Consider the following 13456-nt stretch of genomic DNA (forward strand, 5'->3'; position numbering starts at 1 on the left):
TCGCTTCAATTTGGAGCAACATGTTTTCAATATTCGAGTTTAGCCAATTGACGTGAATGCTTCCGACGGCGAACCTGCTTCGCAAAGCAGGGGAGGCTATGGCACAATCGGATCCGCTCGAAGACCGAAAGTTGCGGGAAGAAGCTCTCAAGGCATTTGTGAAGGCGCTACATACCGATCGGATGGTAGCCATCACCGGCGCCATGTCGACTCGCGCTTACGGTTACCCGTCCTGGGGCGAGTTCATAACAGCATCCGCGCGCGTTGCGCGGCGGCTCGCGGTCGATATCATCGCGCGGCGGCGCGTTCCGTTCAAGCATGATTTAGGGGAACCCAGCCTGTCGTGGCGACCCGCAGGCAGGCTGCTGCTTGAAATCTGCACGCGCGCGCGCAAGCTTGAACGCGGGCGGCACCATGGGGACGCCCGTGTCGCACTGTGGACGCTCCATGATTGTTTCCGCAGGCTGGACCAGCAGATGCGGCTGCTGCGGTCCGGGCTGGTCATCAACAACGAGTATCAGAAGCCAGCGCTGGACGAGTTCGAACGGAGGGTCGCGCGCATATTCGCCTCGCGCACCTATGGCGTCGCGCCGCTCGCAGCGGAGCCCGCCGCGGCCGCCATCCGGCCGCTGATCGCAAGCCTCGGGATCAAGCGGATTGCGACCTTCAACTACGACCTTGAGCTCGAACGCGCGTTCATGTTGCGGCAGGACGAGCGCGATACATTGGGTGTCAACGAGAAGCTCAGATTAGGCCGGCTGGCCGCAATTGCCCCCCAGGGGTCGAGCCCCGCCGAACTCTTTGCCATCAAGGCCGGCATCGCGCGCAAGGATTTCGGCGCGGGAGAGAAGATCGCCAGCACTAAGGATTTTATCGGGCCACCGAACAGCGGCAAGCCGATCGTGCGGATCAACCGCACGCGGCTTACCCGGACGCTGGGGAATGGCATCACCGTCGAGAGCGACGTCGTTGATCGCGAACGCTCCGATCGGCTCTTTGAGTTCGCGGTCGGGTCAGCGGAGATCGACCGGCACATCCTGCACCTGCACGGGCGCGCCGATGTGCCGATGTCGATGGTTGCGAATATTCGGCAATATGACCGGCTCTATCGCCTCGACGATCTTCACCGCGATCCGTTCGACCATGGACTTCGCGTCCTGTTCGGCGGCAATCCACTGCTCTTCGTCGGATTGGGCATGGAAGAGCCCGAGCTTAAGCAGTTTCTCCAATATTCCGTCAGCAACATGCCGATTCGGCGGCCCGCGCCAATGTTTCTACTCTGGAATACCGTAAAATGGTCCGGAGATGCGGTCGCGCGCGACGCGCGCATGCGCGACTTGAGGCTTGAGTTTCTGACCATGTACGGCGTCCACATCCTCTTCGACGAGGATCTGCGGAGCCCAGGCGAAGACGATTGGGTAGCGCCGCTACGACGCTATGTTCCAAGCACGGAGGAGAGGCTGCGCAATCGGGCGCGCCGCATGGACAGCGCCACATCGCAACTGCTCTCGACCCTCGACGCGATTATGGGAAATGAGGAAGCCCCGGACCCGAGGCTTTGGCCGCGCATGCGCGAGCTCGTGCGCGCGGATGCGCAACGGGTCGCGCTCGAAAAGGCGAACGACGGCGGCCACGATATCGCGGCGATCAACCTGGAAGCCGACCGGAACCTGCTCCGGGCGCTGGTCGACACGATGGAGAGGCTGCCTGCCCTTGTCGAGCGCGTCGACCGGCGGCTGCACCGCCCCGGCAACTGGCGGACGATCGATCCACGCCTGCTTCAGACCGAAGGCCAAGCGAAGCCGGTTCGGCTCTACGGATCACGCAGTACGCGTACGACCGCAAGAAGGCTGCTTTCCAGCCTGAATAGGGACGCGTGGCTGCCCAACGGAGCGCTCGAGCATCCGAATTCGCCGCGGTCCCCCGACAATCTGGTGATCGCGATCACGAAACCCGGTTACGGCCGGGGCACGCTTGCCGAATATCTGGGGCAGATGCAGGCGGTCCACCTCCTTGATGGCGAGAATTCCGAGCCTGACGAAACAGCGAGCACGCGAGGTATCGGCATAGGCAATGCGCTGCTGCGCTGGGCCAGGCCCGAGAACCGCATGATCGTCAATGCGGGCTTCAGCTATGACAGCGATACGATGCTCGTGGGGATTGCACGCTTCCTCCAGCTGCGCTGCCCGGCGATCGAGCGGGGCGCGAAGATATCTCGCGAGCAAGGTTTCACTGACGGATTGCTGCTGCGTACCAGCAAGCGCACGCTCGTGATCATCAACGGCGCGGACCGCTTCTTCAGCCTGGGCGGCGTTCCGCTAAGTGCTGAACTCGATCAGATGTTGCGCAGCGTGCGGAGGCCCGGCGGCAATGTCCAGGTACTGCTTCTCGGGACTGACAGGCTTCGCCACTATGCCAAGGCGATCGGCGTGCCGTTCCAGACGCTCCCGGAGCCGACGTTCCACTTCCCCTGGCTGCCCAAAGGGGGCGCCGGGCAGGAGGATGCCGGGCAGGAGGATGCTGGGCAGGAGGATGCCAGGATCAGTGTCGACTCGCACTATTTCCACGCCATTGAGGATGGTTTCGCTGACCGCCGTGCCGAGACTCTCGAACGGATCGCAAGCGACATGGCACCGGGCCCGCGGCGTGAGCTGCGGTTGAAGCAGGCCGAAGTCAACGACGCTGGACGAGCGCTGGTGCGGCGGGCGATCACCGTCGACCGGGAAGCTCAGTCGCGGGCTTTTTTCGACGCGCATCTTACCCCGAGCCTGCTCCAGGCGCTCTATGTCCGCTGCCCCGCAGCCTTCGAGATCCTGCGCACGATGAGTTTCATCGGCGGCCCGATCGAAGCAGGGGTGCTGCTCTTTGCCCCGAAGATCCGTGCAATTCTCGCCGAAGAGTCCGCTGGCGACAGTGCCGGCACCGACCGCATTGCCGACACCGGCCTCAAGGTTGAATTGTGCAAGGTCATGGATCAATTGCGGGCGCTGGGGCTGGTGACGGTACTCGAGCCGCACGATCCGACACCGGACCGAGAAGGCGCGCGCCAAATCGTCGAGCACCACCACATCCGCGATGGGTATCGCGAGGCGCTGAAGGGCAGTCCCTTGTGGCGACGCTACGCACTGCACCGCTCGCTCACGACCTTTCTTCGCGATCGGCATGGGGCGCCGATTAACGACGCCAAGCTGGCAACGACCTTCAACATGTCGCTGTTCATGAGCGATCCAAGCGAAAACTACACGCCCGAGCCCAATTTTCACGACGAACTCGGCGAACTTGTCGACAGCTTGATCGGCGGCTGGCACGATATTCCTCGTTTCTTCGGCCCGCACGGCTACACGTTGCCGGGCGATCCCAGCATCGAAACCTATCGAAGCGCGCTTCGGGACCTCTATATTCACCCGGGCGACGAACGACACGCTTGGGAGACGCTCAACCACCGCAGCAGCCGGGTCGCTGCCGCGTGCTTGCGGGGCGCCCTTGCCCTTGTTCGAAATTATTACTCGACCGGCGCTCTCCTCAAACTTGATCGCGAGAAGCGTATCGCGAATGCGCAACGCGATGGCGCGCTGACCGAACATGCCCATCGTCTGGACCGCCTCATCACGGCGTTCGGCGACGTCTCGATTGCGCGTACCATCATGAAGAGCATGTTTGCGGCGGCGGCGGACGGTAGCCCTGAAGGTGACTGGGACAATTTCCGGCGCGTTCATATGGGCCCCGATCCCTTCTACGCCGACGATCTGGTCTGGCTGCACAACGAACGCGGGGTCGTCGCCCTCACACAAGGGAATCTGTTCGACGCCCGCGACGCGCTGAGCGCGGCAGCGAAGGTCAACACGGACGAGGTCGAGTTTGGCTATCACGGACATAATTGGCGGCGGATCGCCATCAATCAGGTCGCGACGAAGATCGAGCGGGGCATGCTACGGCCGGCGGAGCGGCAACTGGACCAGATCGAGGACACGATCGGGGCCGCGCCCACTGCGCCAGGATCTGCAGGCACAGGCAGTGAACATATAGCGCGGGTTCGCGCGATCTTTCTCGGTGATGCGCCGCCCGTGCACGGTGACGAGAGCTACAGCCGTGAAACGGTGCTGATGACGGCGATGACGATCGGCTATCGCGGCCTGATCGCACATCTGAACGGCCGACATCTCGACGCGCAGGAACTCTATTCGGACGCAATCCGCATTTTCCAGAGGCTCAACGAACAACGCGCGTTGGCGCACTTCCAGCGGCATCTCGCCCTTCTGGTGCGCGACAGGGCCAAGTCCGAGGGGCAGATCAACGATGCAATCCGCGCAGCGCAATCTGCGCAGCAGATGGATATCCTGCATCGCGCGCGCGTGGTTCGCGCCGATTTCCGATACCGTGCGTCGACGGACCCGGTGATACGCAGCCGCGCGCTGCAGCAAATCAAGAGCGCGCTGCGCTACGCGGCGCTTGCGGACTGCTATCGCTTGCGGATCGAAGCGAGCGCGAGCCTTGCGCGGCACATGCGCGAAAGCGGCGACTATGACACGGCGCTGCGCTATGCGACCGACGCGCTGACAATCGCGAGCCGCTACGGCCACGGTCTGCACAAGACGCTGCTCCGGATCGAGATCGCGCAGATATTAATCGCGCGTGGCGATCCGATGTCGGGCGAGGCATTACTCGAACAGGCGATTCAGATTGCGTCCGGCAAAGGCTATTATTTGGCGCTCGAGCGCGTGAGGCGCGCGCGCGTCGATCACGCCGCGCGACGCTCGAATACCCATCGGGCCGACATCCCGATTTCGGGCTGACTCGGGATCGCAATCCTTTCTGCCTTGGCTGATTGTACGCCAAGGAACGTGGGACTGGGATTGGCCGCGTCTGGTCCAGCGAACTGCCGGCAATGTCTGTCGCGCGCTTTCTCGTGACCGATTCACCAACCCGTGCCGCCGGAATAAGATGCTCGGCCCGGCGATAGCGCCGGCGAATCCGAGGGACTCCGGCGTGCCAGTACAGATTTTCCGTCATGACTATTCGCAACTAGAGCCGATACAAGAACCGATAGGGGTCGCGAAATTCGGCAAGTCGTCCTCTAGTGCGCGCGCTGCAACTGTTCGTGGATCGTTTCTTGGCGTTCCAACATCTGTAGGGCCCTGTACTCGGGGTCCCGCGCAAGCCGGCAATAGCGCTCGATTTCGCCCCTCTCGCAGGTGGGTCGCAAAATTCCGCGAATACTGGGCACGTCCCCGCAGCGTCCAACACCATTACTTCACGCCGTGTCCCGGAGAAATGGGACAGTCCGGTGTCCCCCATCTTCCCGGGTGCGAGGCTGCGCTAGTCGCCCGCCCGCGCGAACGGGCCGATCATCGCGCCGATGAACCCGCCCGCTGTCTTGGTGCTCAGGATCGTCGCGTCCTGGTTCTTCGCCAGCATATGCCAGCGGCCGTCCGCGCCCGCATAGAAGAAGTCGCACACATCGCCGCGCAGCACGATGCGCAGCCGTACGCTCGTCCCGGCATAGGGCGCCGAGGCGACGACTACGCCATCGGCCGGGTCCTTCGGGCCGCTGCGCTTCTCCACCGCGATCGCCGTGCCGTTCAGCGTCAGCGCGTAGAAATAGGCAGTGTCCTGCACCACCGCGATTCCCGCCCGATCGCCCTCGCGCTTCGGCGTGAAGTCGACCGACGTCTCCGCCGTCGCCCAGCCATGCTGCAGCCGCCGCCCGAGAAACGCGGTCTGGCCCGTACCGCCCAACGCCACTGGCCGCGCGTCGATCGACAGCGCCCCACCGGAAAGACGCCGCCAGCCGATATCGGTCGCCCGGATCTGCACCCAATAGGGAGCCAGTTTCGCCCCGGCGAACTCGTCGCGCACATGGAAGGCGCCGCTGTTCGGCACCGGCGCAGCCTTGCCCTGCGCCAGAGCGGGCCGGGCATGGACATAGGGAATGGTCGCCCCGGGCGCGGTCACCTCGGGCCAGCCGTTTCGCCAGCGCACCGGCAGCATGAAGGTCTCGCGGCCGGTATTGTAGAAATCGCCCCTGTACGGCCGCGTGCCGAGGAACACGGTCCACCAGTCGCCCTTGGACGTGGTCACGAAATCGGCATGGCCGGTCGAGGTGATCGGAAAGGGTCGCGCCGGGTCGAGCGTGCGCTGAGTCAGGATCGGATTGACCGGGCCGGGCTCATAGGGGCCAGTGATCGATTTACTGCGGAACACCACTTCGCTGTGGTTCTCCGCGGTGCCGCCCTCGGCCGCGATCAGGTAATAATAGCCGTGCTTGCGGAACAGGTGCGGTCCCTCGATCCAGATCGGCTTGTCCGCCGGCTTGACGCCGCCGTTCACGATGATGGTGCGCTCGCCGAACGGCTTCAGCGTCTTCGGGTCGATGCGCTGAATCCAGATCGCACGATGGCCGCTATAAAGCGGCGTGCTCGCCGGCGGCCCGTTGTTGAGAATCCATGCCGATCCGTCGGTGTCGAAGAACATCGAGGGGTCGATGCCGTCGATGGCGTTCCAGTGCGGGTCGGACCATGGGCCGGCGGGCGTCTTCGCCGTCATCACGAAATTGCCGCCGCACGCGACACAGGTTCCGGCGAGATAGAAGGTCCCGGCGCGGTAGCTGAGGTCGGGCGCATAGATGCCGGCCGACAGGCCGACCTGCTTGAAATCGACCTGGTTCGGCCGGTCGATCGCGTTGCCGATCTGCGTCCAGTTCACCAGGTCGCGGCTGTGGAAGACCGGCAGACCGGGGAAATAGGTGAAGGTCGAATTGACGAGGTAATAATCCTGGCCGACGCGCAGGATCGACGGGTCCGGATAGAAGCCCTGCAGGACCGGATTGCGATATTCCGCCGGTCCGGCCTTCATTGTCCGGTCGACCGGGTCCTCGCCCCTGTAGTCGAACCAGGCGAAACGCGCGACCGGTGCGGGAGCGGCCGCGCCCATAAGCGGCACCGCCAGCAGAGCGGTGATCGCGGCTCGCAGACCCACGGCGACCGTTTCGCTCCACCCCTTCCTTCCCCGGCGAAGGCCGGGGCCCAGTTGGGAGCGGCTTGTGGCGGGCGCTGCGCTTCGTTGCATCGACCTGTCCAACTGGACCCCGGCCTCCGCCGGGGAAGCGACATTGGTTCGATCGGCAAGGCGCACTACGCGCATCAATGGTTATGCCGCGGCGTCTTCGCCGCAATGCCGCGATATTTGACCGCCATCTCCAGCACCGCGCCATCCTCGAGCTGCCCGGTCTTCTCGCGGTACAGCTCTTCCCAGGGCGTGTTGCTCGACGGAAAGGCCGGGGCAGGGCCGCCCTTGCGCCGCGCGATCTCGGCCTCGTCGACCAGCACGTCGCAGCGCCCGGTGTTGAGGTCGATGCGGATCACGTCGCCGGTATGCAGCCAGGCAAGCCCGCCGCCGACCGCGCTTTCGGGCGAGGCGTTGAGGATCGAAGGGCTGTCCGACGTACCCGACTGGCGCCCGTCGCCGAGTGTCGGCAACCAGGCGATGCCGCGCTGGATCAGCGCATCTGGTGGCTGCATGTTGACGACTTCGGCAGAGCCCGGCCAGCCGATCGGCCCGGCGCCGCGGATCACCAGGATGCAATTCTCGTCGATCTCCAACGCAGGGTCGTTGATCCGATGATGATAATCGTCCGACCCGTCGAACACGATCGCGCGGCCTTCGAACACGCCTTCCTTGCCCGGGTGGCTGAGATAGCGGTTGCGGAATTCCTCGGAGATTACGCTCGTCTTCATGATCGCGAAGTCGAACAGGTTGCCCGAGAAAGCGAGGAAGCCGGCCTTCTCTTTCAACGGTTCGGCAAACGCGCGGATCACCTCGCGGTCGCGCGACTGGCGGCCTTCGATATTCTCGCCGATGCTGCGCCCGGTGACGGTCAGGCAGTCGCTATCGAGCACGCCGCCATCCGCCAGCTCGCACAGGATCGCGGGCACGCCCCCGGCGCGGTGGAAGCGCTCGCCGAGGAATCGTCCGGCTGGCTGCACGTCGGCGAGCAGCGGCAGGTCATACCCATGCTCGGTCCAGTCGGACGGGTGGAGCTCGACCCCGGCATGCCGCGCCATCGCCATCAGATGCGGCTGCGCGTTGGAAGACCCGCCGATCACCGTGATGGTGCGGATCGCGTTGAGGAACGCTTCCCGCGTGAGAATCTTCGAGGGGCGCAAATCCTCATAGGCCATGTCGACGATGCGCCGGCCGGTTTCGTACGCGATCTGCCCGCGTTCGCGGTACGGCGCGGGGATGGCGGCGCACCCGGGCAGCGAAAGGCCGAGCGCTTCGGCGACCGCATTCATCGTCGATGCCGTGCCCATCGTGTTGCAATGCCCCGCCGAGGGCGCACTGTCGGTCGCGCGGCGGAGGAACTCCTCCTCGTCGATCTCGCCCGCGGCAAGCTTGCGGCGCGACCGCCAGATGACGGTGCCCGATCCGACCAGCTCGCCCTCGTGCCAGCCGTCGAGCATCGGCCCGCCCGACAGCACGATCGCCGGGATGTCGACGGTCGAGGCCGCCATGATGCCCGATGGCGTGGTCTTGTCGCAGCCGGTGGTGATGACGACCGCGTCGATCGGATAGCCGTACAGGATCTCGACCAGGCCGAGATAGGCAAGGTTGCGGTCGAGCGCCGCGGTCGGGCGGCGGCAATTCTCGAAGATCGGATGCGTCGGGAATTCCATCGGAATGCCGCCCGCATCGCGAATGCCCTCGCGCGTGCGCCGCGCGAGATCGACATGGATGCGATTGCACGGCGAAAGGTCGCTGCCCGTTTGCGCGATGCCGATGATCGGCCGGCCGCTGCGCAGCTCGTTCGCGGTGATGCCGTAATTCATGAACCGCTCGAGATAGAGCGCCGTCATGTCCGACCGCTCCGGATCGGCGAACCAGTCCCGCGAGCGGAATGGTTTTACGGGTTCACGCTGCACTGTGGCCTCTCCTGGTGGTCTCTCATGGTACCGCTAACGCAAAGTCCCGTCAGCTTCAACGGATGGAACGCCCAAACCGGCGTTCGTTCTGGCCACCGACCCAGTCGCGATGGCATGGTTCGGCCATGCTGACGGCATTTGGCCCCGGGATATGGATTGCTGACGGCCCCGATGTGGTTGCCGCACTGGGATTCCATTACCCCACGCGGATGGCGGTCATCAGATTGGCCGATGGCGGCCTCTTCATCTGGTCGCCGACCGTGCTGACCGACGGCCTTCGCTCGGCGGTGGAGGCCCTGGGGACAGTCCGGCACCTGGTCGCTCCCAATGCGCTGCATCACCTGTTCCTCGCCGACTGGAAGCGGGCCTTTCCCGGTGCCTGCCTCCATGCTCCGCCCGGGCTGCGGGACAAGCGCAAGGACCTCGCCTTCGACCATGACCTCACCAACACGCCGATACCAGCCTGGGCCGGGGAAATCGACCAGGTCGTCATGCGGGGCAATGCCATCATCAACGAGGTGGTGTTCTTCCACACCGCGAGTGGCACCGTGCTGTTCACTGATCTGTTGCAGCATCTCCCCGCCGACCGCTTCTCCGGCTGGCGCGCGCTGGTCGCGAAATGGGACCTGATGACTGCTCCGGAGCCGTCTGTGCCCCGCAAGTTCCGCCTGGCCTTCATTGACCGGCGTGCCGCCCGTGCTGCGCTCCATCATGTCCTGTCATGGCCGGCGGAAAGGGTGCTGATGGCGCATGGAGCGCCGGTCAGCGAAGGCGGGCAGGCGCTGATACGCCGCGCCTTTCGCTGGTTGTCATGATGGCAACCGGATCAGGTCCGGGGCGGCGTCACCGCAGGGCGGCGGCGCGGGGCGGCGTCGGACTGGCGCCGCACCAGCTGGAAGTCGAGCTGGCGATGCTGGGTCGGGTCGCGGTGGCCGGCGCGGCGGCTGCGGATCTCCTTCACCAGCAGCTCGACCGCAGCGAGCGACATGTCGGTGATCGGCTGGTGTATCGTTGTCAATTCCGGCCAGATCGTCGTGGCCAGCGCCGTATCGTCGAAGCCGCAAACGGTAAGGTCGTTGGGCACGTCGAGCCCGTGGCGATGCGCGACGGCGACGGTCGCCGCCGCCATGTCGTCATTGCTGGCGAAGATCGCCGAGGGCGGGTTGGGCGTATCGATCAGATGCTCGGCGGCATCCAGGCCGGAGCGATAGGTGAAGAGACCCTGGACGACGAGCTTCTCGTCATAGGGCAGGCCGACCGCTTCGAGCGCGTCGCGGTAGCCGGCAAGGCGCCGCTCGCTCGCGGTCTGGTCGGGGTTGCCGATGATGAAACCGATGCGCTGATGGCCGAGCGCGGCGATGTGGCGGGTCATCTCGAACGCGGCGCGGTGATCGTCGATGCTGACCGCCGAAAAGCCGGGCGCGGGATGACCGCTGGCGACCGTCACGGCCAGGCCATTCGCGCCGCGCAACACATCCAGCAGCGGCAGGGAATCGCACAAAGGCGGGGGCAGCACGATGCCCTCGATGCCGCCGCGGAGCAGGCGGGTGGCGGCTTCCTCGGCCTGCTCCAGCCCGTCGCATTTCTCGACGACGATCTGGATGTTGGCGCGGCTGGCATAATCGAGGCTGCCGACCAGGAACTCGCTGAGATAGGCGGCGCTCGGGTTGCTGTAGAGCAGGCCGATCCGCACCGGCGCCGCGCCGGCCAGGCTGCGCGCGGCGGGGTTGGGCGAGTAATTGAGTGCAGCGATCGCCTCATTGACGACCTCACGTGTGGTCGCGCGGACATTGCCCTCGCCGTTCAGCACTCGGGATACCGTCATCGGGGAAACGCCGGCCTTGCGCGCAACATCGGTAATGGTCGCGGTGGTGCGTTGCCGGCGGGACGTGGGTTGGCTCAAGAAAATGCTCCTCGGCACGGTGGCTATAATGTTGCAGCGCGTGCTGCAATGCGAACGTCGGGAAAGGGCAAAAAGAGGGGCGGCCGGATATGCGCCGGCCGCCCTAGGGGAGATCGTCCGGCATGGGCAGCGAGGAGCGCCCATGCCGGGATTGGATGGCGGCGTGCGACCACAGCCGCCGCCATCCGCATCAGATGCGGCCGCGCGGGCCGAAGAACCTTGTGTCCGATTGATATGGCAGAGCTGCACCGCGCATCGGGCAGGCCGCGCCCGGCATCGGGCCTCGGTGATCTGCGGACACGGGAAACAGCTCGGCGTTCATTTTACCCCTCCAGCATCGGGCATCTTCGTGCCCGTTTCGCTCCACCTCGAATGTGGATGGTAGCGATCACATACAGAGCTATTCCCATGTTAGAGAACTGTCAATCCTCCCGTGCCGGTCTCATTCCTCATTCGTTTTCCGGGCTGTTAGCGCTTATCGTCCTGGCTCGTACGGCCACGACACAGCCTCGTAGTCGGCGAGGGGTTTGGCCGGCGGCGCTTCTCCCGCGGGGAGTTGCCGGCCCGACACGCTGGACCAATAGGCAAGGCTGGCATCCCGCCACCACTGCGCCTCGCGCTGCTGGATCGACAGGAAGGCGTTGGTCTTCGCGAAACGATCCTGGTCGATATAGGGCGCGAGCGCGCTCCACGCGCTGTGCATGTCCGCGACTTCGCGCACGCCCAGCGAATATTTGCCCGCAAGCTCCTCCCACAGCGTCTTGCCCGACTTCATGCGATAGTCCCAGCCGACATGGTGGAACCACAACAGGTCCTGTTCCGGCGTGGTCTTCACATCGCCGAACTGCCTGGCGAGCATCGGGGCATATTGCGCCACGGCATTGCTGCCCGTCTTCGTCCGGTCGTAGCCGATGCCGGTCGCATCGGCCTTGTGGTAATAGACGGGGTTCCATTCGGGCCGGGCGAGATCCTTCACCCAGAGGCCAGGGCCATAATGATGGCTGGTCGCCATCAGATGGGCGAGGCCGAGCGGGGTCATGTAGTTCACCACCGCGTCGCGCGAGGTCATCATGATGTCGACGACCTTGGGCCTGACCGCCGGGTTGGGGCCGAAGGTCAGCTCCGACCATTCGCCCGCGACCTGCTTCGCCGAAGCCTGCGGGTCCCAGGCCATGCGGCCGAACACGAACCAGTTGGCCTGGTTGAAGGTCGATCCGCTCCAGTCGCGGTCGACGCCGATATTGGCGACGCCGGCCATGCCGGTCAGCTTATACTTGTCGAGATCGCCCTCGATCACCTTGGCGACGGTCGATCCCTTGCCGTGCCCGAACGTGTCGGCCTGCAGCACTTCTTCATAGAGCGGCCCGAGATAGACGAGGTGAGTCGCCATCCCGAGATATTCCTTGGTGATCTGGAACTCCATCATCAGCGGCGTCTTGGGCATCGCGCCGAACAGCGGATGGAAGGGTTCGCGCGGCTGGAAGTCGATCGCGCCGTTCTTCACCTGGACGATGACATTGTCGGCGAACTGGCCGTCGAGCGGCTTGAAATCGTCATAAGCCTGTTTGGCGCGGTCTTCGGGGTTCTCGTGCTGATAGACGAAGGCGCGCCACATGATGATGCCGCCATGCGGGCGCACCGCGGCGGCGAGCATGTTGGCACCCTCCGCATGGTTGCGCTTGTAATCCTGCGGGCCGGGCTGGCCTTCGGAATTGGCCTTGACCAGGAAGCCGCCGAAATCGGGGATCGCCTTGTAGATCTCGTCCGCCTTGGCCTTCCACCAGGCGGCGACCTGCGGGTCGAGAGGGTCAGCGGTCTTGAGTCCGCCGATCTCGATCGGGGACGACCAGCGCGCCGAGAGATAGACTTTGATGCCGTAGGGCCGGAACACGTCGGCCAGCGCCGCCGCCTTGGCGATATAGGGCGCGGTGAGGCTGTCGGCCTTGGCATTGACGTTGTTGAGCACGGTGCCGTTGATGCCGATCGAGGCATTGGCGCGGGCATAGTCGGTGTAGCGCGGATCCTTGAAGTCGGGGAGCTTCCACCAGTCCCAGATCGACTGGCCAGCATAACCGCGCTCGACCGTGCGATCGAGATTGTCCCAATGGTTGAGCAGGCGCAGCTTGAGCTTCGGCGCGGAGGCGATATCGAGCCCCTCCAGGCCGAGCCCGCGCTGGAGATGCTGGATCAGCGCGAAGCTGCCGTACAGTACGCCCACGCCGCTGTTCGCCGCGACGACGGTAACGGGCTTGCCGTCCATTACCGTGCTGCGGATGACATAGCCTTCGGTGCCGAGCGGCCCGAGCGGAAGGTTCAGCGCCTTGATCCGCGGCTCGCCGCTGGTGCCGAGCACGATGCCGCCGGCCTGCACGGCCTGGCCATAGGTCGGGGCCTTGGCGCCGAGCATGCCGTCCAGCGCGCGTTCGATTTCGTCGACCGCCGCCAGCACCTGCACGTCATGCTGGTCGGCGTCGAAGATGACAGCCGTGGCGCGGGCCCGGTCGCGGGCCTGAGCATCGGCGGGCAGCGGGCGGTAACGGAGCCAGAGATCATAGCCGTCCTCGGCCTGCGCGATGCCGGGCAGGGCGCCCAGCGTCAGAAACAATGCCGCGCACCACGCGATCAACCGACCCAT

The 13456-nt window shown here is 64.9% G+C and carries 6 protein-coding genes; 2 read left to right on the forward strand and 4 right to left on the reverse strand.

The window, feature by feature from the left end; genetic code table 11:
• The first annotated feature begins 98 nt into the window (after nucleotides 1-98).
• Nucleotides 99-4793, forward strand: coding sequence for an SIR2 family protein (locus WC729_RS27680; RefSeq protein WP_372857900.1), 4695 nt, complete (start codon nucleotides 99-101; stop codon nucleotides 4791-4793).
• A gap of 523 nt (nucleotides 4794-5316) precedes the next feature.
• Here WC729_RS27680 and WC729_RS27685 read toward each other — a convergent pair.
• Complete coding sequence (locus WC729_RS27685) at nucleotides 5317-6975, reverse strand: glycoside hydrolase family 43 protein (RefSeq protein WP_372857901.1); 1659 nt, start codon at nucleotides 6973-6975, stop codon at nucleotides 5317-5319.
• A 164-nt stretch (nucleotides 6976-7139) separates the two neighbouring features.
• On the reverse strand, nucleotides 7140-8918 hold the full coding sequence (locus WC729_RS27690) for an IlvD/Edd family dehydratase (protein WP_372857902.1): 1779 nt from the start codon (nucleotides 8916-8918) through the stop codon (nucleotides 7140-7142).
• Between the two features lie 125 nt (nucleotides 8919-9043).
• Here WC729_RS27690 and WC729_RS27695 point away from each other — a divergent pair, with 125 nt between their 5' ends.
• The gene (locus WC729_RS27695) at nucleotides 9044-9733 is read left to right on the forward strand and encodes a DUF4336 domain-containing protein (RefSeq protein WP_372857903.1); all 690 of its coding nucleotides are present in this window, start codon (nucleotides 9044-9046) and stop codon (nucleotides 9731-9733) included.
• 11 nt (nucleotides 9734-9744) lie between these two features.
• Here WC729_RS27695 and WC729_RS27700 read toward each other — a convergent pair whose 3' ends face one another.
• Nucleotides 9745-10821, reverse strand: a complete 1077-nt coding sequence (locus tag WC729_RS27700) for a LacI family DNA-binding transcriptional regulator (RefSeq protein ID WP_372857905.1) — start codon at nucleotides 10819-10821, stop codon at nucleotides 9745-9747.
• A gap of 475 nt (nucleotides 10822-11296) precedes the next feature.
• The gene (locus WC729_RS27705; protein ID WP_372857907.1) at nucleotides 11297-13456 is read right to left on the reverse strand and encodes an alpha-glucuronidase family glycosyl hydrolase; all 2160 of its coding nucleotides are present in this window, start codon (nucleotides 13454-13456) and stop codon (nucleotides 11297-11299) included.

This window comes from Sphingomonas sp. (assembly GCF_041661825.1).
In the GTDB taxonomy this organism is placed as follows: Bacteria; Pseudomonadota; Alphaproteobacteria; order Sphingomonadales; family Sphingomonadaceae; genus Sphingomonas.

Bases quoted from the DNA above. Each gene is read 5' to 3' on its own strand.
- WC729_RS27680 (WP_372857900.1), top strand. From the start codon at position 99: ATGGCACAATCGGATCCGCTCGAAGACCGAAAGTTGCGGGAAGAAGCT.
- WC729_RS27695 (WP_372857903.1), top strand. From the start codon at position 9,044: ATGCTGACGGCATTTGGCCCCGGGATATGGATTGCTGACGGCCCCGAT.
- WC729_RS27705 (WP_372857907.1), bottom strand. From the start codon at position 13,456: ATGGGTCGGTTGATCGCGTGGTGCGCGGCATTGTTTCTGACGCTGGGC.